We start from the raw sequence: 19,639 nt of genomic DNA, 5'->3' as shown, positions 1-19,639 counted from the left end.
ACCCATGACCATCACCATTCACTCCAGCTTCCTGCCCCATACCGATCCGGAGGCCTCCCTGGCCTTCTACCGGGACCTGCTCGGATTCGAGGTACGCCTCGACGTGGGCGAGGGCGCCATGCGGTGGATCACCGTCGGCCCGGCCGGCCAACCGGACACGGCCATCGTGCTGACCCCACCGACGGTGGACCCGGGACTCAGCGAGACCGAGCGCCAGGCCGTCACCGAGATGATGGCCAAGGGCACCTACGCCGGCATCAACCTCGCCACCGACGACCTGGACGGTTTCTTCGAGCGGGTTCAGGCCGCCGGGGCGGACGTGGTCCAGGAGCCCATCGAACAGCCGTACGGCCTGCGTGATTGCGCCTTCCGTGATCCATCCGGGAATATGGTTCGCGTCCAGCAGTCCAGCTGAACCCAGCGCACCACAGTCCCACCGTGCCGGACACCTCATGCCGGCGCATCGTCCTCGTTCACCCCACATCCCGCATCGGAGCCCGCATGAGCACGTCCACCGGCCAGTCCACTGGAACAGCACCGAGCCACGCGGCCGATGCGCATGACACGATCCGGGTGGTCGGCGCACGGCAGAACAACCTGAAGGACATCAGCCTCGATCTCCCCAAGCGCCGGCTGACCGTCTTCACCGGGGTGTCCGGATCCGGCAAGAGCTCGCTGGTCTTCGGCACCATCGCGGCCGAGTCGCAGCGTCTCATCAACGAGACCTACTCGGCGTTCGTGCAGGGGTTCATGCCGTCCATGGACCGCCCCGAGGTGGATGTCCTCGAGGGCCTGACCACCGCGATCATCGTGGACCAGGAGCGGATGGGCGCCAACCCGCGCTCCACCCTGGGCACGGCCACGGACGTCAACGCCATGCTGCGCGTCCTGTTCAGCCGGGTCGGTGAACCACACATCGGCCCGCCCAACGCCTTCTCCTTCAACGTGCCCTCCGCCTCGGGCTCGGGGGCCATCACGGTGCAGCGCGGCGGCAAGACCATCGCGGAGAAAGCCTCCTTCACCGTGCTCGGCGGCATGTGCCCGCACTGCGAGGGCCGCGGCTCCGTCACGGACTTCGATCTCACCGCCCTGTTCGATGAGGAGAAGTCACTCCGCGAGGGGGCCCTGACCATCCCCGGCTACTCCATGGACGGCTGGTACGGCCGGATCTTCGAGGGCTCCGGGTACTTCGACATGGACAAACCGATCAAGAAGTATACGAAGAAGCAGCTGCACGACCTGCTCTACCGCGAGGCCACCAAGATCAAGGTGGAGGGGATCAACCTGACCTATCTCGGCCTGATCCCACAGATCCAGAAGTCCATGCTGGTCAAGGACCGGGATGCCATGCAGCCGCACATCCGCCGCTTCGTGGACCAGGCCGTCACCTTCACCACCTGTCCGGACTGCGGGGGCGCCCGGCTGGCCGAGGAGGCGCGTTCGGTGCGGATCAACGGCCAGAACATCGCCGAGCTGTGTCAGATGCAGATTTCCGACCTCGCCGCGTGGCTCAAGGGTTTGGACCTGCCCGCCGCCGCCCCGTTGCTGAGGAACCTCACCGATACCCTGGACTCCTTCGTGGAGATCGGCCTGGGCTACCTCAGCCTCGACCGCCCCGCCGGCACCCTGTCCGGGGGCGAGGCCCAGCGCACCAAGATGATCCGCCACCTGGGTTCCTCGCTGACCGATGTCACCTACGTCTTCGACGAGCCCACGATCGGTCTGCACCCGCACGACATCGAGAAGATGAACCAGCTGCTGCTCGAGCTGCGGGACAAGGGCAACACCGTCCTGGTCGTCGAGCACAAGCCGGAGACCATCCGGATCGCCGATCACGTGGTGGACCTCGGTCCGCGGGCCGGCACCGAGGGCGGTCAGATCACCTTTCAGGGCGACCTGGACGGGTTGCGCGCCTCGGGCACCCTGACCGGGCGGCATCTGGACGACCGTGCCCGCCTCAAGGAGTCGGTGCGCACCGCCGCCGGTCACCTCGAGGTCCGCGGGGCGGTCGCCAACAACCTGCAGGGCGTCGACGTCGACCTGCCCACGGGCGTGCTGGTGGCCGTCACCGGGGTGGCCGGCTCCGGCAAGAGCTCGCTGATCCACGGTTCGGTGGCCGGCCGTGACGGCGTGGTGGTGGTGGACCAGTCCGCCATCAAGGGCTCCCGCCGTTCCAACCCGGCCACCTACACCGGCCTGCTGGAGCCGATCCGCAAGGCCTTCGCCAAGGCCAACGGGGTCAAGCCGGCCCTGTTCAGCGCCAATTCCGAGGGTGCCTGTCCCACCTGCAAGGGTGCGGGCGTGATCTACACCGAGCTGGGATTCATGTCCACGATGGCCTCCACCTGCCAGGATTGCGACGGCCAGCGCTACCAGCCCGCCGTCCTCGAGTACACGCTGGGGGAGAAGAACATCGCCGAGGTGCTGGCGTTCTCCGTGGCCCAGGCCGTGGACTTCTTCGCCGAAGGTGAGGCCCGCCTTCCCGCGGCCCACAAGATCCTGGTGCGCCTGGCCGACGTCGGGCTCGGATATGTGAAGTTGGGCCAGCCGCTCACCACGCTCTCGGGCGGTGAGCGGCAGCGCCTCAAGCTGGCGAATGAGATGGGGGAGAAGGGCGAGGTCTACATCCTCGACGAGCCGACCACCGGCCTGCACCTGGCCGACGTCGAGAACCTGCTGGGTCTGCTGGACCGGCTCGTGGACTCCGGCAAGACCGTGATCGTGATCGAGCACCACCAAGCGGTGATGGCCCATGCGGACTGGATCGTGGACCTGGGCCCGGGCGCCGGGCACGACGGCGGCCGGATCGTCTTCGAGGGCACGCCGGCCGAGCTGGTGGCCGGGGTGGGCGGCGCGGGGGAGACCCTGACCGGCCGGCACCTGAAGGAGTACGTCAGCGGCTGACCGGCCGCGGATCTCAGCGGATCCGGGCGCTGTGGCGACATTCGTCGCCACGAATCGGACCGCCGAGTGCAGCGCTGACGTAGCAGAGATCACCGACACCGGCGGACAGGGGAAGCAGTCCCCAGATGATGCTGGCCTTTCCTGCCGCCGTGCTGCGTCGGCGCAGACCGATCAGCAGGAACACGGAACCCGCCATGATGCGGAAGACCCGTCCGGGCGGGCTGTTGATCCAGGTGCCGAAGGCCGACCTGTTGAAGGCGGTGGCAGAAGTCATGATGATCCTTGGCGCTGGATGACGAACGGAGGTGCTCCAGTATGCGTCGTGGCGACTGGTCGGGAACAGGGCTGACGCCGGTGGTTCCCGGTGCTACCGCGAGACGATGTCCCGGCGCCGGTAGCCGAGGATCCCGGCGGTGGCCAGCACCGCGGCGATCCCGGTCATCACTAGCAGGGGTGCCGCCTGCGCGGATGAGAGCCCCGCGGCCGGCAGGGCGGGGACGTGGGTGAAGGGCGAGAGGTCCAGGGCCCACGCGGGCAGCTGCAGCAGCCCCCCGAGGAAAAGCGCCAGCGCGATCCACACGACGGCCGCCCAGGCCAGCCCCGTCAGCCGGGGGAGCAGCCCGAACAGGGCCATGGCCAGTGCGGCCACCAGCAGCAGGGCGGGCAGGTAGGCGGCGGCAGCCAGGGTCATCTCGCCGATCCAGCGTCCCTGCCTGGTGCCGGCCCAGACGCCCAGGCCGACGCCCACCCCGCCGAGGAGGTTCAGGAAGACCAGCTGCAGTGCCACGGTGGCCGACCATCCGGCCAGATGCCCGGCGCGGGCCCGCCCGGAGACGACGAACAGCTCGGACCGCCCGGCGGATTCCTCCCCCTTGAGGGCCAGGACGCCCGAGACGCCGATGATCAACGGGGCGATCATCACGAAGGACAGGATCACCCCGGCGAACTCGGCGGTGAGGTCGGTGCCCTCCAGGGCCATCCACTGGGCCAGGGCCGGGTTTTCCTCGAGCATGCCGTCCAGGGAGCTGGCCAGTGAGCCCATGACCACCGCGAAGAAGAAGATGCCGATGGACCAGGCGATCACGGAGCCGCGTAGGAGCCGCGCCGCCAGGCCGGCGGGGGAGCGGAGGGAACCGGCCGCCGTCGCCGATCCACCCGAGGCCGGGCGCAGTCCGGCGCCGAGGTCTCGACGGTGCGCCAGGACGGCCGCCAGGGCGAAGGCCACAAGCGTCACCGCGAGGGGCACCGCCAACGGCCACCACCGCAGGTCGACGAACAGCCTCGTCTGCTGCGCCCAGGCGAAGGGCGAGAACCAGGACAACCACGATCCGGTGGGGTGGATGACGTCCCCGACGCCCCGGACCAGGTAGGCCACGGCCAGCGCCCCCATGGCCATCCCCGTGGCGCTGCGGGCATGCTCAGTCAGTTGGGCGGCCACGGTGGCCAGTGCCGCGAAGACCAGGCCGGTGATGGCCGTCCCCGTTCCGAGCGCGAGGCAGCTGGCCGCGTCGAGACCTTCGTGGCCGACGGCGAGCAGTCCCGCCGTGGTGGCGGCACCCACCAGCAGGCAGGCGAGGGCCACGGTGGACGCGGCCGCGGCGGAAGGTGCGAAGCGGCCCACCGGCCGGGCCCGGATCATCTCCAGCCGGCCGGATTCCTCCTCGGCGCGGGTGTGGCGGACGGAGAGCAGGATGGCCATGATGCCCGCGGTGAGGAACACGTACAGGCTCAACTCGTTGGCGACCATGGCGCCGAAGGTGTAGTCATCCGCGGCGAAGGCGGGGCCGGTCATCATCAGGGTGGCCGGATTCTTCAGCAGCGCGCCCCGGGCCTGGATCGATTCCGGGGTGGGGAAGGCCTCGACCAGCGAGTACACCGAGCCGTAGACGCCGAGACCGACGGCCAGGGTCCAGATCAGGATCCGGGTCCGGTCCAGGCGCAGGTTCAGTCGGAGCAGGGCCCCGATGCCGGTGAAGGGACTCATGGCGCGTCCACCCGATCGCCGTAGTGGCGCAGGAAGAGGTCCTCGAGGGACGGCGGTGCGATCGTCAGGTTCTGCACCCCGGACTCCGCCAGCCTCCCGAGGACGTCCGTCAGGTGGTGGTGGTCCACGTCGAAGCGCAGCCGCTGCCCGTCGACGGCGAGGTCGTGCACGCCCGGAAGGCCAGCCCAACCGGACTGATCAGCGGAACCGGACGGGCCGGCGTCGGGCCCCGGTTCCAGGGTGGCGCTGACGGTGGACCGGGTGAGGTGGCGCATCTGCGCGAGCGTGCCACTCTCGACGGCCCGCCCGGCGCGGATGATGGTGACCGTGTCACAGAGCTTCTCCACCTCGGCCAGGATGTGGCTGGAGAGCAGCACGGTCCTCCCGGCGTTGCGGAGCGCCCGGACCTCGTCCGTGAAGACGGCCTCCATCAGCGGGTCCAGTCCCGAAGTGGGCTCGTCGAAGACGAACAGCTCCGCGTCCGAGGCGAGGGCCGCGACCAGCGCGACCTTCTGGCGGTTGCCCTTGGAGTAGGTGCGCGCCTTCTTGCTCGGATCCAGTTCGAAGCGCTCCAGCAGCTCGTCCCGCCGGTCCCGGTGGCCCGCGCGATGCCTGCCACGGCCCGTCCCGCCCAGGCGGGCCAGGATGTCGATGGCCTCACCCCCGGTCAGGTTCGGCCACAGGCTGGTGTCCCCGGGGACGTAGGCCAGCCGCCGGTGGATGGCCACCTGCTCGGACCAGGCATCGCGGCCCAGCACCCGGGCGGATCCGGAGTCGGCCCGGAGCATGCCGAGGAACACCCTGATGGCGGTGGACTTGCCGGAACCGTTCGGGCCGAGGAATCCGGTGACCTGCCCGGCGGGGACGGAGAGGTCGAAGCCGTCCAGGGCCTGGGTGGTGCCGAAGGTCTTGACGAGGTCCCGGGCCTCGATGGCGAGGGTGCCCGGGGCGGGATGGTGGGAGCTCGGGTGCTGCGTGGTCATGGCGTGGTCCTTTCGGCGGAGTCCAGGTAGGCGTCCAACAGTGAGGAGTCCGTGAGCAGGGGCTCGGTGAAGAGTTCGAGGGTGGGCAGCAGGATCCGTTCTGAGTAGGCCGCGAACCACCCGGGTAGTGCGTCCAGGTCGAGCGGGTCCTTGCCGGCGGGCAGGTTGAGCAGCAGCGAGCCGAGGGCGAAGTCGGTGAGCAGCCGTGCCCGCGCGGCTTCGTCGCGGCTGGGGGAGAGGGTGCCCGACGCCACCCCCTGGTCGAGGTACTCGACGGCGTCCGCGACCATGCCCTCGACCAGGTGGGCGGTGAGGACCCCGCCCGCCTGCAGGCAGCGCAGCACATAGCCCACGAGGGGCGCATAGCCCTCGAGCTGCGCCAGGTGGGCCAACATCGCCGATGGCGCACCGGTCGGCGCCATCAGCTCGGACTTGCTGTCCCGGATGACGGCCTGGACGTGGTCGTCGCAGGCCTGACGCAGCCCGGCACGGGAGCCGAAATGATGCATGATCAGCCCCGCACTGACCCCGGCGTCCGCGGCGATGGATCGGACCGTGGCCTCCAGCCCATCCTGCGCGAACCGCAGGATCGCCGCGTCGCGGATGCGGGCCTTGGTGGTCTGGTCATCGGCCCTTGAACGCATGTTCAAAAGACTAAACGGGTGTTCAAGCCGCGGTCAAGGTGTGATGAAGCGGGGTGGTCAAGCGGGGTGATCAAGCGGGGTGATCCAGGGGCGGTGAACTGATCGCGCTGGAAGCCTTGCGCCCGCGGCCAGCCGGGCCTACCTTTTTTCCACCCGGCGATCCACATCGGAGATGTCGATCCACATCGGAGATGTCATGGAACAGGATCCAACCGTCACGGATGGCGACCTCTACGCCGTCGTGTTCGAGAACGAGCGGGTCAGGGTGCTCGAGTATCGAGACACGCCTGGAGCCATCACGCACGAACACCACCACGGTGACAGTGTGATGATCACGTTGAGTGACTTCGAGCGGGAGATCACCGTGGGCGGGACCGTCCACCCGGTGTCGCTGGACGCGCATCGGGCGCAGTGGCTTCCGGCGCAGGACCACGTCGGACACAACGTGGGGTCGAGTGACACCCACGTGATATTCGTGGAGCTGAAGTAGGCAGGAAGCAGGCGGAAGACCCCTCTTCGCGGCCTGGCCGGGAACGCCGATAATCTACATTATGTCAACTAGAGGATTGGCGGGTCCTCAATGCCTGGTCTCGTACCTGGTCAGGAGCACGCCGCCGGGAAACGTCCGGGTCTCCACCAGGCTCAGGTTCATCCAGTGGTCCAGGGTCGGGAAGAACCGCGTGCCGCCACCCACCAGGACCGGGTGCGTGACGATCGCGTACTCATCGATCAGCCCGGCACGCATGGCCGCCGCGGCGAGGGTGGCGCCACCGACGTCCATCGGCCCGCCGTCCTCACTCTTGAGTCGACTGATCTCTTCGACAGCGTCACCGGTGACCAACCGGGCGTTCCAGTCGACCGTGCTGGTCGTCGAGGAAAACACCACCTTCGGCATGTGGCGCCAGCGGCGGGCGTACTCGATCTGCGCCGGCGTGACGTCGGGCTGCTGGTCGGCGGTCGGCCAGTGGGAACTCATCGCCTCCCACAGTTTGCGCCCGTACAGCGCTAAACCCGTCGCCCCCACCCGGTCGGACCACCACTGGAACAGCTCGTCGCTCGGCACGCTCCAGTCGAGGCCGTCGCCGGGCGCGGCAATGTAGCCGTCCAGGCTCACGTTCATCCCCCACGTCAGTTTTCGCATGGCGTCAGTGTCCCGTGAGTCGGCCTCCGGCGTACAGACCAGCACGGCGCGGACGACCTCCGGGCATCCAAGGCGTGACGGGGTCGGAGGCTCACGGTCCAGGCCTCCCCCACCGTCAGGCGAAGGGGCGGGACGCGGCGTCCAGTCCCTGAAGCTCGGCGTCGGTCAGCGTGAGGGAGCCGGCCGCCAGCAGAGCGGGCAGCTGCTCGGGAGACGATGCAGAGGCGATCGGGGCGGTGACCCCCTGGGCGAGCTGCCAGGCCAGAGCCACTGTCGCGGGCTCGACACCGCGGGACTCGGCCACCCGCACCAGTTCATCCACCACGGCGAAGCCTTCCTCGGTGGCGTATCCCTCGACCATGCTCTGGCGGGATCTGCCCTCGAGGTCGGCGGCCGAGCGGTACTTGCCGGTGAGGAACCCGGAAGCCAGTGCGAAGTACGGGAAGGTGGCAGCACCGAATTCGCGCGCCAACGGCTGGTACGAGGATTCGAAGTCGTGGCGGTGGACCAGGTTGTACTGCGGCTGGAGGGCCACCGGCACCGCAAGACCGTTCGCGGTCGTGTACTCGAACCACTGGCGCATGCGTTCCGGCGAGTAGTTGGACAGCGCGATGTGACGAACCTTGCCGGAGGCGACCAGGCCGTCATAGGTGGTGGCCTGGTCCTCGATCGAGACGTTCTCATCGTCATAGTGCGAGTAGTACACGTCGATGGAGTCGGTCTGCAGTCGATCGAGTGAGGCCTCCAAAGCCGCCACCACGGAATCATGCTGTTGGTTGTCATGAGGCGCCAGGCCGCCCATCTTCGTCGCCAGGACCACGGTGTCCCGCGTGCCCCGGGCGGCGAACCACTCCCCCAGGACCTTCTCGGAGTCACCGCCGGTATGGTCGCCGGCCCAGACGGCGTACAGGTCTGCGGTGTCGACCAAGGTTCCACCCGACTCAACGAAGGCGTCCAGCACGGCGAAGGACGTTTCCCGATCCGAGGTCCAGCCGAAGGTGTTACCGCCCAGAACGAGCGGCAGGGTCGTGTACTCAGTGTCCCGGAGAGTGATCGCGGTGGTCTGCAGCGTGTTGGTGGAAGTCATCCGATCACCCTATCGGCTGGAGGAACGGCGGGACGGCGGCAACCAAGCCTCCACCGCGGCCCCACTGTCCACTAATCTGAGCACCACCGCCTTCAAGGAGCACCGCCATGTTGCTGGAACGGATCTACGACCACGACCTGTCCCAGGCCAGTTATCTGCTCGGCTGTCAGAAGACCGGGGAAGCCATCGTGGTGGACCCTCGGCGGGACGTCCAGGAGTACCTGGACCTCGCGGCCCGGAACGGTCTGGAGATCACTGCGGTGACGGAGACACACATCCATGCCGACTATCTCTCCGGCTCCCGCGAACTCGCCCACGCGACTGGCGCGACGCTCTGGGTCTCGGCGGAAGGCGGCCCGGACTGGCAGTACGGCTTCGGGGCGGAACGGCTACGTGAGCGTGATACGATCACCGTGGGCAACATCACCCTCCAGGCACTGCACACCCCCGGGCACACCCCGGAGCACCTGTCCTTCCTCGTCACCGATGGCGCCGTGACCACCGAGCCGGGGTATCTCCTCTCGGGAGATTTCGTGTTCGCGGGCGACCTCGGTCGCCCCGATCTCCTCGATGAGGCGGCCGGTGGCGTGGACACCCGATTCGAGGGGGCCCGGCAGCTGTTCGCCTCCCTCCGGGACGTCTTCCTCACGCTTCCCGATCACCTCCAGGTCTTTCCGGGGCACGGTGCAGGGTCGCCGTGTGGCAAGGCGCTCGGAGCATTGCCGTCCACCTCCGTGGGTTATGAGCGGCTGTACTCGTGGTGGGCCAGGCACCTGGCGGCCGGGGACGAGGACGGATTCATCCGCGAGCTGCTCGATGGCCAACCGGACGCCCACGCCTATTTCGGACGGATGAAACACCAGAACCGCCAGGGACCAGCGGTCATGGGACCCAGGGCTGCGCTGGCCGAACTGGACATCGCCACGGTCGCTGCCGGCCTGGACGACCGATCTCTCGTGCTCGTGGACACCCGCCCGGTCGGGGCGGTCCACGGCGGAACAGTCCGGGATGCGCTGTCCCTGCCCAACCCGGACAAGGTAGCCAGTCACGGAGCGTGGGCCTATGACCCCGAACGGGACTCCACCCCGATCGTCCTCCTGGCCGGGGACGGTGAGCAGGCTCAGCGGCTGTGGGACCATCTCGTCCGCGTCGGCATCGACCGGGTGGTGGGCTACGTCAGGGACATCGAGGGGCTACCGAGCGCCACTCCCCTGGTTCTCTCCCCCGCGGAACTCCACTCCGCCGGCCAGCCCGTCCTCCTGGATGTGCGCAGTAAGGGCGAGTATGCCGACGGCCACATCCCCGGTGCCCGGCAACTCAACGCCGGCAAGGTCCTCTGGAATCAGGACGAGCTCCCCCGCCAACGAGTCATCGTGACCTATTGCCAGACCGGCATCCGCAACTCCGTGGCCGCCTCCGCCCTGCGCCGGGCCGGCTTCACCATCGCCGAGCTGGAGGGGTCCTATGTCGGCTGGCAGACCTGGGCCGCCCGGTCTCCGGAATCCACAGGAACACCGGTGCGCGACGCCGGCTACGCACCCACCGCAGAGCCCGTCGCCTGAGACTGTTCTCCCGGCCCGCTTCACTCCTAGGCTGTGGCGATGACCACTGATCCATCCCCGAGTTCCGCAGGGCCCGCCTACGGCCTCCAGCTCTGCGTTGACAGTGCGCGCCCACATGAACTCGCCGACTGGTGGTCCGAGGCCCTTCGCTGGGAGGTCGAGGCCCAGGACGAGGACTTCATCCGCCGCATGGTGGCCGAAGGCCACGCCAGCGACGCCGAGACCACGACTCACGGTGGCCGGTTGGTATGGGCGACCGGCGCCGCCATCAACCCACCCGGGGACGCTGAACGCGGGGGCGATCGGCCACGCATCTTTTTCCAGGCCGTCCCCGAATCCAAGTCTGTCAAGAACCGGGTCCACTGGGACCTGCGAGAACCCGGTGCTGATGATGAACGCCGCACGGGTGAACTGCAGCGGCTGATCGATCTGGGTGCCACGCAGGTCGGCACGGGACGCCAAGGTCCGTGGACCTGGACTGTTCTACAGGATCCGGAGGGCAACGAATTCTGTCTCTAGGTGCTGGGCGTCACGCCAGTAGAACGGCCACGCCCACACAGGCGCACGCCCACAGCTGGCTCGCGAAGGTCCCGAGGATAAAACGTTCGGCCGCACCAGACTTGCCCAGTTCCGAATACCGGCCCAGAGCCTTCACCGCCAGGATGATCGCCAGCCCCTCGGGCCAGCCCATGATCAGCGTTGAGGCCACAGCCAATCGCTCGAGGACACCGATCCACGCCCCACCGCGCAAGACGGGCTGCGCGTTGATCTCCTCGTTGAAGACCTGCTCGCCCTCCGGTCCCGTCAGAACCCGCTGATGCTCCGGGTGGGACGCGTTGAAGGACAGCCGCAAGATCGCCACCGTGGGGGAACCGCCCCCCACCGTTGCGGCGAGAACGGCCAACGGCGCGGAGACAGCCCACCCCGCTCCCCCGCCAGAGAGCAGCGCCACCACGGCGGCGGCGCCCAACAGGAGGATTTGGACTAACGCGGAACAGTACAACCAGAGTTGTGGGCGGCTCGGCGTTCCCCGCCATCGCTCGAGATACTGGGGCACCGCGACGAGGCCGGACACCACCAGCAGGGCCACTGACGTCACTGCCATGCCTGTCATCTCTACCCCCCTGATCCACCTCCGCCATCGACCAACCGGTCAACGCGCTCCAGCATGCCAGAGACCACGGACGCCAGACGACGGGACTCACCCCACAGGCCCGTACGCAGCCGGGAACTCACGGCTTGCTGCGTGACACCCAACTCGCGAGCGGCCTCACGTTGGGTCTTGCCGGCGTCCATCAGCCGCCCGGCGTCCTGTCCCTCCTCGCTGCGCCGATGCTCGAGTTCGGCCAGCAATTGCAGGCTCGCCTCGATCGCCTCCAACAGCTCGGACGACTCATCCCCCACAGCAGCCGCGGTGGATGAATCAGCGGAGTCGGTGGGGTCAGTCGAGCCACCGATGACGACGGGCCCGGCCACGGCCACCCGACCGGGCGAGTGCTTGGCCCGCTCGACGGCGACGCGGGCGTACTCGAAGGCAGGCCCGGCACCGGCGCGGGTCTCCTCCGGCAGGGGCTGGCGCACCTGACCCACCCCGATTCCCACGCTCCAATGACCTGACCGCGCCGCCGAGAGGGCGATGCCCACCACGGTCTCGGCGCGATCCACCACACCCTGCACCTCGTCCCCGGCCGTGCGCTGGAACGGACGGACGATTCCACGGCCTGAGTCGTCCGCCTCTTGCTCCACGAGCCCCTCGATGAGGGCGGTCACCCGATCCGGCCCACGGCTGGAAGCACGCTGATCCATCGTCATCACGAACATTTCACAAAGCTAGCACCTGGTATAGACGTACACAAGGATCAGGCTTTGTCTTGCTGGGCGCGGTTAGAGTGGAGGGATGCCTGCCTCCTCCACGACACCATCCGCGGCCGACGCGCCGACGACGCTGAACATGCCCCCTCGGACCTCACCGTGGATGTGGATGACCCTGACGCTGGACGCGGTGCTCATCGTCCTCTTCGCCGCGCAGGGGCGCAAGACCCACGAGTCCGGCATGGACCTCGGCGGTCTTCTCTTCACGGCGCTTCCCTTCCTGCTGGCCTGGGCCATCGCCACCGCCGTCACGCGCCCGCACCGCACCTGGGCGCAGATCTGGCCGGCCGGCGTCGTGGTGTGGCTGGTGACCGTGGTGGGCGGCCTCGCCCTGCGAGTGGCCTTCGGTGGCACGGCGGCTCTGGCATTCCAGGCGGTGACGGCGGGCGCCCTGGCCGTGCTCCTGCTGGGCCGCCGCGCCGTCACCGCACTGATCCTGCGGTGGCGACGCCGAACCCGGTCCTAGGATGGGCTGGAGACCAGACGGGACCAACCGAACCACCCAGGAGGAACACGATGGTGACAGCCTTCGTCATGATCAAGACCGACCCGAACCGCATCCCGGAGTGCGCGGAGCAGTTGGCCGACTTGAACGGTGTCACGTCCGTCTACTCGGTGACGGGGAACTGGGACCTCGTGGCCATGGTGCGTCTACGTCAGTACGACGACCTGGCTGACGTCATCGCAGATCAGATGTCCAAGGTGGAGGGCATCCGGGACACCGAGACCATGCTCGCCTTCCGCGCCTACTCTCGCCATGACCTGGAAGAGGGCTTCGCCCTCGGTTTCGAGAACATCGAGCAGTAGCGATCCCGGGCCCCTCGGGGCACCCCGCCACCAACGCATCCCGGCGATGCGGGCGATTCCGGAGCCGCAAGGCGACCGGGGCAAGGGGACTCAGGAGTGTGAGACCTGCACCCAGGAGTCCAGGGCCCCCTGGGCCGCGCCGGAGTCGATCGATTCTGCCGCCCGCACCATGTTGGCCTTGATCCGGTCGAAGAGGTGCCCCTCCGCCGCGGTGTCGAAGGCGGTGAGGCCCGCGGCGGAGTTGAGCAGCACCGCGTCCCTGATCGGGCCCGCCCGGCCTGCCAGCAGGTCGCGGACGATCCCGGCGTTGTGCTGGCCATCCCGGCCAGCCAGGGCCTCGACGCCCGCCAGGTCGATCCCGAAGTCCTGCGGGTGGAGTTCATGTTCGGTCACGACACCCTCGCGGATCTCGAAGATCGTCGACGGGCCGGACGTGGTGATCTTGTCCCGGCCGTCGCTGCCGCGGAAGACGAGTCCGCGCAGTCCACGGTCGGCGAGCACACCGGCCAGCAACGGCGCCATGCGGGCACTGGCGCATCCCAGCGCCTGGGCACGCACACCGGAGGGGTTGGTCAGCGGTCCGAGGTAGTTGAAGACGGTCGGCACTCCCAGCTGCTTGCGCGCCGGGGCCACGTACTTCATGGAGGGGTGATACCCCTGCGCGAACAGGAAGGTGATCCCCGCCGTCGTGGCACATTCGAGCACCTTGTCCACTGACATGGACAAGTCGACACCGAGAGCCTCGATCACATCGGCGGCCCCCGCCGTGGAGGAGGCACCACGGTTGCCATGCTTGACGACCGTTGCTCCCGCGCCCACAGCCACCAGCGACGACATCGTGGAGATATTGGCCGTCCCGAGCTTGTCTCCGCCGGTACCGACGATGTCCAAGGTCTCCCCCGGAACCTCAAGGTGTACCGCGTTGTCCAACATGACCTGGGTCAGGCCGAGCAGTTCCCCGACCGTCTCCCCCTTGGCGGCGAGGGCCACCAGGAATCCGGCGATCTGCGCATCCGTGGCATTGCCGGACATGATCTCCCGCATTGCCCACATGGCCTCGTCGGTGGTGAGGTCCTGACGGGACACCAGGCGCCCGAAGACGGAGGGCCAGGACAGGGATGCAGTCGACGAAGTACTCACGCGAATCATGCTATCCCTGCGCCGCGAGATCCCTGAGGTGTGCGACCGCCTGTTGCAGTCGACGTGGCGCGGGTCATATTCTCTGCTGCGGGCGGATAGTGCTGAGACCGGCGTCGAGCACCTCCCAGCCAGTATTCCCGTCCCTCTTCCCTGGCGGCCTGCATTAGGACATAGTCATGACTCGTAACCCGGTGGCCCGTCCGGAGCGAAACAACCACTGACCTGCAATCCTGCGAGATTGCTGGACATTCATGGCGAACTGTGTGGGAAATCGATCAACCCGGGAAGAACGTGAAACGCCGAAACGTTCGTCGCATTGGAGCCGTGGGGTGTTTTAGGGCCATAATGGCTGGGTGACGACTGCAACCCATGCCCTCCCCCGGCCCGCAACAGGGCTCCCCAGCCGACCCAATATGGTGCAAGTGGGCACCATGGTCTGGCTTTCCAGCGAGCTCATGTTCTTCGGTGGCCTCTTCGCCATGTACTTCACCTTGAGGTCCACCTCCCCCGAGTTGTGGGCCGAGAGCACCGCGGACCTGAACGTTCCCCTGGCGTTCGTGAACACCCTGATTCTCGTGGCCAGCTCCTTCACGGCCCAGGCCGGCGTGTTCGCTGCCGAGCGCCTCCAGCCGCGCCGCACCGGAGGTCTGCTCGCCCTCAAGAGCTGGGGCATGGTCGAGTGGTTCATCCTGACTTTCATCATGGGTGCGATCTTCGTCTCCGTGCAGTGCTACGAGTACGCGGTGCTCGTCTCCCACGGCATCACGATTGACGCCAGCGCCTACGGCTCGGCCTTCTACATCACGACCGGCTTCCACGCCATCCACGTGACCGGCGGACTCATCGCCTTCCTCTTCATCATCGGACGCGCCTACCTGTCCAAGCGCTTCGGTCACCACGAGGCGACCTCGGCCATCGTCGTCTCCTACTACTGGCACTTCGTCGATGTTGTCTGGATCGCCCTCTTCGCCATCGTCTACTTCCTGAAATAGGCCAGCCGTCCTCCCGGCACACCCGCACCACATCGAGGTAGACCGGATTCGGAACGTCACCCTCCTCCGGTCACAAAAGAAACGTTAGGAACCAACCGTGAAGGCACTTTCACAGAAACGGCGCCACCCCGTCGCCGGGCTCGCGCTGCTGCTTCTGGGACTTCTCATCACTGGCGGCCTCTACTCCGTCGCCAGCACCATGAACCAGGCCCAGGCCTCCAACACGGGTTCTAGCTACAGCGCAGAGGACATCACCGAGGGCGAGAAGCTGTTCAACGCCAACTGCGCTACCTGCCACGGCATCGGAGCCGTCGGCACCGAGGACGGACCGACCCTCGTCGGGGTCGGCGCCGCCTCCGTCAACTTCCAGGTCGGCACCGGACGCATGCCGATGCAGATGCAGGGACCACAGGCCCAGGCCAAGCCGAATCAGTTCAGTGACGAACAGACCGCTCAGCTGGCCGCCTATGTCGCCTCCCTCGGTGCCGGGCCGGCCATCCCGGACGAGCAGTACCTGGACACCGACAGCGAAGACGTGGACCTGGGCAATGGCGGCACGCTGTTCCGTGTGAACTGCGCGATGTGCCACAACGCGGCTGCTGCCGGCGGTGCGCTCACTCGAGGCAAGTATGCTCCGTCCCTGGCCGGCGTCTCCGAACAGCACATCTACGAGGCCATGATCACCGGCCCACAGAACATGCCCGTCTTCAGTGACGCCAACATCAAGCCGGAGGACAAGCGGGACATCATCGCCTTCCTCAAGCAGATCGAGAGCCAGGGCTCCCCGGGCGGCGCCTCCCTCGGCTCGCTGGGCCCCGTGTCCGAAGGCCTCCTGGTCTGGACCGGAGGGCTCGCCGTGCTCATCGGCTTCATGGTCTGGCTGACCACGCGGTCCTCCTGACCTGACGGCGCCGTGGGGGCGCCGGTCACACACAACGTCACATCACTCAAGTAAAGGATTCAGATCTATGTCTGAGCAAAGCCACGGAGGCCCGGAGCACACGGGCGCCGTTGAGCACGCCGGTGTGGAGGAGTCGGGTAAGTACGCTATCGACAACCCGGGTCTCCCGCCGCATCGCCCGCGACTGGCAGACGAGGACCCGAAGGCCGCCAAGCGCGCGGAGCGCCAGGTCGCCTTCCTGTTCGGCATCTCCATCGTGGGAACGCTCGTGTTCTTCGTGGGCTACTTCGTGGTCGGACAGATCGGCCCTGACACTCCCGTCGCCACAGTCCGCCTGCAGAACATGCTCCTCGGACTCGGTACCGCCTTCGCCATGCTGGGCATCGGCGTCGGCATCGTGCACTGGGCCAAGACCCTGATGCCTGACCACGAGACCACCGAGCTGCGCCACGAGGTCCGCACCGAAGCCGATCGCCAGATCGCCGTCGGCATGATCGAGGACATCGTCGACGAGACTCAGGTGAAGCGCCGCCCCTTGCTGCGCAACACCCTCATTGGCGCCGGCGTCCTCGCCATCCTGCCCGCCATCGCCATCTTCAGGGACTTGGACGACACGGACAACCGCAGCGACCTGGCGACCGAGAACTTCGGTCCGGAGCGACTGCGGCACACCATGTGGGCAACCGATGTCCGCCTCGTGCGCGACCCCACCGGCACCCCGATCAAGGCCTCCGATGTCACCATCGGCTCCGCGTTCCACGTGATCCCCGAGGGACTCAACGAGCTCGAGCCGCACGAGATGCTCAACCAGAAGGCCAAGGCCGTCGTGCTGCTCATGCGCATGAACCCCGAAGACATGCAGGTCTCCCCCGAACGGGAGAACTGGAATGTCGACGGCATCGTCGCGTACTCCAAGGTCTGCACGCACGTCGGTTGCCCGGTCGCGTTGTACGAGCAGCACACCCACCACCTGCTGTGCCCCTGCCACCAGTCGACCTTCGACCTGGCGCGGGAGTGCAAGGTGATCTTCGGCCCGGCAGGCCACGCGCTGCCGCAGTTGCCGATCAGAGTAAACGAAGAGGGCTTCCTGGTCGCTCGAAGCGATTTCCATGAGCCCGTTGGACCGGCATATTGGGAGCGTGGCTGATACTCATGAGCACCTCAACCACCAACGAATACCAGGCCTCGACCCCGACGGGGAAGATCGCGAACTTCATGGACACCCGTGCCGGGCTGTCCCCCATGGTCAAGGAGTTCGGCCGCAAGATCTTCCCGGACCACTGGTCCTTCATGTTCGGCGAAGTCGCCCTCTACACCTTCATCATCCTGTTGATGTCGGGCACCTTCCTGACGCTGTTCTTCGACCCGTCCATGGCCCACACCACGTACGAGGGCTCCTACAAGCCGCTCTACGGCGTGGAGATGTCCGTGGCCTATGCCTCGGCCCTCGACATCTCGTTCGACATCCGCGGCGGCCTTTTCATGCGCCAGGTCCACCACTGGGCGGCCCTGCTGTTCGTGGCGGCGATGTCGGTGCACATGCTCCGCGTGTTCTTCACCGGCGCCTTCCGTCGCCCCCGCGAGCTGAACTGGGTCGTCGGCTGCACGCTGCTCATCCTGGGCTTGGCCGCCGGCTTCACCGGCTATTCACTCCCCGATGAGATGCTCTCCGGCAACGGCCTGCGCATCATCGACGGCGTGGTGAAAGCCATCCCCGTCATCGGCACCTACATCTCCTTCTTCCTCTTCGGCGGCGAGTTCCCCGGCGATGACATCATCGGGCGCCTCTACATCCTGCACGTGCTCGTGGTTCCGGCCCTGATCCTGCTGATGATCGTGATTCACCTGTTCATGGTCGTGGTGCACAAGCACACCCAGTACCCCGGCCCGGGCCGCACCGAGAACAACGTCGTCGGCTACCCGGTCGGCCCGGTGTACGCAGCCAAGGCCGGTGGCTTCTTCTTCATCGTGTTCGGCGTGGTGGCCCTGCTCGGTGGCTTCTTCACCATCAACGCGATCTGGAACTACGGCCCCTATGATCCCTCCCCCGTCCAGGCAGGCACCCAGCCGGACTGGTACATCGGCTTCGTCGACGGCGCCCTGCGCCTGATGCCGGGCTGGCTAGGTGATTTCTCCTTCAAGTGGGATATTCCCTTCCCCTGGGGCACCAATACCCTCGCACTCGGCGTCCTGCTGCCCGCCCTGGTTCCTGCCGGCATCCTCTTCACCGTCATGTTCGGCTGGCCGTGGATCGAACGGTGGGTCACCAAGGACAACCGCGAGCACCACATCCTGGACCGTCCGCGCAACGCCCCGACCCGCACCGGCGTCGGTGTGGCCGGCATCATCTGGTACTGCGTCATGTGGGCTGCGGCCTCCTCCGACCTGATCGCCACGCACTTCTCGGTCTCGCTGAACGACGTGACGTACTGGTTGCGCGCACTCTTCGTCTTCGGTCCGTTCATCGGCTTCATCATCACGAAGCGCGTGTGCCTGGCCCTGCAGCGCAAGGACCGCGAGATCGTGTTGCATGGTCGCGAGGCCGGTGTCATCGAGATGACGCCGGAGGGCGAGTTCCGTGAGCGCCATGAGCGCCTGGACGACTACCGCCTCTACAAGCTCGTGAGCTTCGAGAACAAGAAACCGGTTCCGGCCCAGCCAGGTCGTGACGGCAAGATCAAGGCCGCAGAGAAGCAGCGGGCCAAGTTCAACCGCTGGTTCTACGAGGAGCGAGTTGCGCCGGTGACCCGTGAGGAATTGGCCGAGGCCAAGACCCACGATCATTCGGACGTTCCGAGCGCCGTGGAAGGCCAGGACAGCCAGTCCTCCATCGGTCACTGACCGCGGATCTCCACAGCAGAAGGGCCCCACCACCGTGGGGCCCTTCTGCTGTCCGCGTGTGCATCCGCTCCAAGTGATGACGCCGTGCTGTCACGGCCGCCCAGAGTGCCTCCTACGTGACCACCGGACCCACCGACCGGCATGGGGCGCCGAGAGCGGACGACGGAAGACACTCGGAGGCGCTGGTATGGGTGGACGACCTGACGTCACCGCCGTGCTGAAGGACCGGGCGACAGCTGCCCTACGGCGGGCACGTCCTGTCCTGCTGGCGGACAGCTGAGCTTCCTGGCTGCGGTCATCGGGCTGGCTGCGGACATCAGGCCCCTCGTCGGTCCCCACGCCAGCAGTCCGCGAGGGCTTCCCTGAGGTCCGTGGAGACCCCTAGAGGCCCCTGGAGACCCCTGAAGACCCCTGGTCAGCATCAGCGGGCACGTCAGCGGTGCTGCACCGGATCGGCAGAGTGCCGAGCGACGTCCTGGACGATTGCCGCAAGACCGTCACCGTGGATCACGTGACCGCGTCCCGGTCCGCTGCACTGATCGACGGCCACCGGGTCCATCCCACCGGATGGCCCAGGATGAACCCCGTCCAGATCCACGCCAGCAACGCCGCCGCCGTCGTCCGCGCACTGGACCCGCCGGGGTGGCTGATCACGCTGCTGAGGGGCTTCTATGGCCTCATGGACGCTGCTGGCCCCAAGATGGTGGCCACCCTCGCAGGCCGAGACGGGGATCGGTGTCTCTGGCTCCCCCGCCTCGTCCTCGGCCGCCGACCCTGAAGA

20 protein-coding genes and 1 pseudogene are annotated in these 19,639 nt (G+C 67.3%); 12 read left to right on the top strand and 9 right to left on the bottom strand.

What is annotated here, in order from left to right; genetic code table 11:
- The first annotated feature begins 4 nt into the window (after window positions 1-4).
- Together AB0333_RS03830 and AB0333_RS03825 are read left to right on the top strand one after the other, a co-directional pair.
- On the top strand, window positions 5-415 hold the full coding sequence (locus AB0333_RS03830) for a VOC family protein (RefSeq protein ID WP_366217411.1): 411 nt from the start codon (window positions 5-7) through the stop codon (window positions 413-415).
- Window positions 416-501: 86 nt separating this feature from the next.
- Entirely contained in the window at window positions 502-2,904 is a 2,403-nt protein-coding gene (locus tag AB0333_RS03825) for an excinuclease ABC subunit UvrA (protein WP_366217410.1), read from the top strand.
- 13 nt (window positions 2,905-2,917) lie between these two features.
- On the opposite strand, the gene AB0333_RS03820 is transcribed toward AB0333_RS03825, so the two are convergent.
- From AB0333_RS03820 to AB0333_RS03805, 4 genes are all read right to left on the bottom strand, one after another.
- Window positions 2,918-3,178 (bottom strand): hypothetical protein, encoded by a 261-nt coding sequence (locus tag AB0333_RS03820; RefSeq protein ID WP_366217409.1) that lies wholly within the window; start codon window positions 3,176-3,178, stop codon window positions 2,918-2,920.
- Window positions 3,179-3,271: 93 nt separating this feature from the next.
- A complete protein-coding gene (locus AB0333_RS03815) occupies window positions 3,272-4,888 on the bottom strand; it encodes a polyketide antibiotic transporter (protein ID WP_366217408.1) in 1,617 nt (538 codons plus the stop codon).
- On the bottom strand, window positions 4,885-5,871 hold the full coding sequence (locus AB0333_RS03810; RefSeq protein WP_366217407.1) for an ABC transporter ATP-binding protein: 987 nt from the start codon (window positions 5,869-5,871) through the stop codon (window positions 4,885-4,887). Before AB0333_RS03810 ends, AB0333_RS03815 begins: the two co-directional genes overlap by 4 nt.
- On the bottom strand, window positions 5,868-6,515 hold the full coding sequence (locus AB0333_RS03805) for a TetR family transcriptional regulator (RefSeq protein ID WP_366217406.1): 648 nt from the start codon (window positions 6,513-6,515) through the stop codon (window positions 5,868-5,870). The genes AB0333_RS03810 and AB0333_RS03805 overlap by 4 nt, the downstream gene beginning before the upstream one ends.
- Before the next feature lie 196 nt (window positions 6,516-6,711).
- On the opposite strand from AB0333_RS03805, the gene AB0333_RS03800 reads away from it, so the two are divergent.
- Window positions 6,712-7,005 (top strand): cytoplasmic protein, encoded by a 294-nt coding sequence (locus AB0333_RS03800; protein ID WP_366217405.1) that lies wholly within the window; start codon window positions 6,712-6,714, stop codon window positions 7,003-7,005.
- A gap of 87 nt (window positions 7,006-7,092) precedes the next feature.
- Here AB0333_RS03800 and AB0333_RS03795 read toward each other — a convergent pair whose 3' ends face one another.
- Together AB0333_RS03795 and AB0333_RS03790 are read right to left on the bottom strand one after the other, a co-directional pair.
- On the bottom strand, window positions 7,093-7,656 hold the full coding sequence (locus AB0333_RS03795; protein WP_366217404.1) for a dihydrofolate reductase family protein: 564 nt from the start codon (window positions 7,654-7,656) through the stop codon (window positions 7,093-7,095).
- A gap of 115 nt (window positions 7,657-7,771) precedes the next feature.
- On the bottom strand, window positions 7,772-8,743 hold the full coding sequence (locus tag AB0333_RS03790; protein ID WP_366217403.1) for an aldo/keto reductase: 972 nt from the start codon (window positions 8,741-8,743) through the stop codon (window positions 7,772-7,774).
- A 107-nt stretch (window positions 8,744-8,850) separates the two neighbouring features.
- Here AB0333_RS03790 and AB0333_RS03785 point away from each other — a divergent pair, with 107 nt between their 5' ends.
- Together AB0333_RS03785 and AB0333_RS03780 are read left to right on the top strand one after the other, a co-directional pair.
- Window positions 8,851-10,305 carry an MBL fold metallo-hydrolase gene (locus tag AB0333_RS03785; RefSeq protein WP_366217402.1) on the top strand — a complete coding sequence of 485 codons (1,455 nt, stop codon included), beginning with the start codon at window positions 8,851-8,853 and terminating at the stop codon, window positions 10,303-10,305.
- 39 nt (window positions 10,306-10,344) lie between these two features.
- Window positions 10,345-10,824 carry a VOC family protein gene (locus AB0333_RS03780; RefSeq protein ID WP_366217401.1) on the top strand — a complete coding sequence of 160 codons (480 nt, stop codon included), beginning with the start codon at window positions 10,345-10,347 and terminating at the stop codon, window positions 10,822-10,824.
- Between the two features lie 10 nt (window positions 10,825-10,834).
- On the opposite strand, the gene AB0333_RS03775 is transcribed toward AB0333_RS03780, so the two are convergent.
- Together AB0333_RS03775 and AB0333_RS03770 are read right to left on the bottom strand one after the other, a co-directional pair.
- Window positions 10,835-11,410 carry a hypothetical protein gene (locus AB0333_RS03775; RefSeq protein WP_366217400.1) on the bottom strand — a complete coding sequence of 192 codons (576 nt, stop codon included), beginning with the start codon at window positions 11,408-11,410 and terminating at the stop codon, window positions 10,835-10,837.
- Window positions 11,411-11,421: 11 nt separating this feature from the next.
- Window positions 11,422-12,117, bottom strand: a complete 696-nt coding sequence (locus AB0333_RS03770; RefSeq protein ID WP_366217399.1) for a hypothetical protein — start codon at window positions 12,115-12,117, stop codon at window positions 11,422-11,424.
- A gap of 85 nt (window positions 12,118-12,202) precedes the next feature.
- Between AB0333_RS03770 and AB0333_RS03765 the strand changes: the two genes are divergently transcribed.
- Together AB0333_RS03765 and AB0333_RS03760 are read left to right on the top strand one after the other, a co-directional pair.
- Window positions 12,203-12,643: a DUF3054 domain-containing protein gene (locus AB0333_RS03765; protein WP_366217398.1), complete on the top strand. Its 441-nt coding sequence runs from the start codon at window positions 12,203-12,205 to the stop codon at window positions 12,641-12,643.
- Window positions 12,644-12,693: 50 nt separating this feature from the next.
- Window positions 12,694-12,984 (top strand): Lrp/AsnC ligand binding domain-containing protein, encoded by a 291-nt coding sequence (locus AB0333_RS03760; protein WP_366217397.1) that lies wholly within the window; start codon window positions 12,694-12,696, stop codon window positions 12,982-12,984.
- A gap of 90 nt (window positions 12,985-13,074) precedes the next feature.
- Here the strand turns inward: AB0333_RS03760 and trpD are convergent, their stop codons facing one another.
- On the bottom strand, window positions 13,075-14,133 hold the full coding sequence (gene trpD, locus AB0333_RS03755) for an anthranilate phosphoribosyltransferase (RefSeq protein WP_366217396.1): 1,059 nt from the start codon (window positions 14,131-14,133) through the stop codon (window positions 13,075-13,077).
- Between the two features lie 404 nt (window positions 14,134-14,537).
- Between trpD and AB0333_RS03750 the strand changes: the two genes are divergently transcribed.
- The 5 genes and pseudogenes from AB0333_RS03750 (at window position 14,538) to AB0333_RS03730 (ending at window position 19,636) form a co-directional block, all read left to right on the top strand.
- A complete protein-coding gene (locus AB0333_RS03750) occupies window positions 14,538-15,116 on the top strand; it encodes a heme-copper oxidase subunit III (RefSeq protein WP_366217568.1) in 579 nt (192 codons plus the stop codon).
- A gap of 97 nt (window positions 15,117-15,213) precedes the next feature.
- Window positions 15,214-16,017, top strand: coding sequence for a cytochrome c (locus AB0333_RS03745; protein WP_366217395.1), 804 nt, complete (start codon window positions 15,214-15,216; stop codon window positions 16,015-16,017).
- 67 nt (window positions 16,018-16,084) lie between these two features.
- Window positions 16,085-17,161: pseudogene (locus AB0333_RS03740) on the top strand (Rieske 2Fe-2S domain-containing protein); the annotation flags it as partial.
- A gap of 8 nt (window positions 17,162-17,169) precedes the next feature.
- The gene (locus AB0333_RS03735; RefSeq protein WP_366217394.1) at window positions 17,170-18,858 is read left to right on the top strand and encodes a ubiquinol-cytochrome c reductase cytochrome b subunit; all 1,689 of its coding nucleotides are present in this window, start codon (window positions 17,170-17,172) and stop codon (window positions 18,856-18,858) included.
- A gap of 460 nt (window positions 18,859-19,318) precedes the next feature.
- Window positions 19,319-19,636 carry a hypothetical protein gene (locus AB0333_RS03730; protein ID WP_366217393.1) on the top strand — a complete coding sequence of 106 codons (318 nt, stop codon included), beginning with the start codon at window positions 19,319-19,321 and terminating at the stop codon, window positions 19,634-19,636.
- Window positions 19,637-19,639: the final 3 nt, after the last annotated feature.

It is taken from the genome of Citricoccus sp. NPDC079358, from assembly GCF_040702545.1.
Taxonomy (GTDB): domain Bacteria; phylum Actinomycetota; class Actinomycetes; order Actinomycetales; family Micrococcaceae; genus Citricoccus.
Note: the sequence above shows the minus strand (reverse complement) of the source record. Positions and strands in the feature narration are given on the sequence as shown.

Bases quoted from the DNA above. Each gene is read 5' to 3' on its own strand.
- AB0333_RS03830 (WP_366217411.1), top strand. From the start codon at position 5: ATGACCATCACCATTCACTCCAGCTTCCTGCCCCATACCGATCCGGAG.
- AB0333_RS03825 (WP_366217410.1), top strand. From the start codon at position 502: ATGAGCACGTCCACCGGCCAGTCCACTGGAACAGCACCGAGCCACGCG.
- AB0333_RS03820 (WP_366217409.1), bottom strand. From the start codon at position 3,178: ATGACTTCTGCCACCGCCTTCAACAGGTCGGCCTTCGGCACCTGGATC.
- AB0333_RS03815 (WP_366217408.1), bottom strand. From the start codon at position 4,888: ATGAGTCCCTTCACCGGCATCGGGGCCCTGCTCCGACTGAACCTGCGC.
- AB0333_RS03810 (WP_366217407.1), bottom strand. From the start codon at position 5,871: ATGACCACGCAGCACCCGAGCTCCCACCATCCCGCCCCGGGCACCCTC.
- AB0333_RS03805 (WP_366217406.1), bottom strand. From the start codon at position 6,515: ATGCGTTCAAGGGCCGATGACCAGACCACCAAGGCCCGCATCCGCGAC.
- AB0333_RS03800 (WP_366217405.1), top strand. From the start codon at position 6,712: ATGGAACAGGATCCAACCGTCACGGATGGCGACCTCTACGCCGTCGTG.
- AB0333_RS03795 (WP_366217404.1), bottom strand. From the start codon at position 7,656: ATGCGAAAACTGACGTGGGGGATGAACGTGAGCCTGGACGGCTACATT.
- AB0333_RS03790 (WP_366217403.1), bottom strand. From the start codon at position 8,743: ATGACTTCCACCAACACGCTGCAGACCACCGCGATCACTCTCCGGGAC.
- AB0333_RS03785 (WP_366217402.1), top strand. From the start codon at position 8,851: ATGTTGCTGGAACGGATCTACGACCACGACCTGTCCCAGGCCAGTTAT.
- AB0333_RS03780 (WP_366217401.1), top strand. From the start codon at position 10,345: ATGACCACTGATCCATCCCCGAGTTCCGCAGGGCCCGCCTACGGCCTC.
- AB0333_RS03775 (WP_366217400.1), bottom strand. From the start codon at position 11,410: ATGGCAGTGACGTCAGTGGCCCTGCTGGTGGTGTCCGGCCTCGTCGCG.
- AB0333_RS03770 (WP_366217399.1), bottom strand. From the start codon at position 12,117: ATGACGATGGATCAGCGTGCTTCCAGCCGTGGGCCGGATCGGGTGACC.
- AB0333_RS03765 (WP_366217398.1), top strand. From the start codon at position 12,203: ATGCCTGCCTCCTCCACGACACCATCCGCGGCCGACGCGCCGACGACG.
- AB0333_RS03760 (WP_366217397.1), top strand. From the start codon at position 12,694: ATGGTGACAGCCTTCGTCATGATCAAGACCGACCCGAACCGCATCCCG.
- trpD (WP_366217396.1), bottom strand. From the start codon at position 14,133: ATGATTCGCGTGAGTACTTCGTCGACTGCATCCCTGTCCTGGCCCTCC.
- AB0333_RS03750 (WP_366217568.1), top strand. From the start codon at position 14,538: ATGGTGCAAGTGGGCACCATGGTCTGGCTTTCCAGCGAGCTCATGTTC.
- AB0333_RS03735 (WP_366217394.1), top strand. From the start codon at position 17,170: ATGAGCACCTCAACCACCAACGAATACCAGGCCTCGACCCCGACGGGG.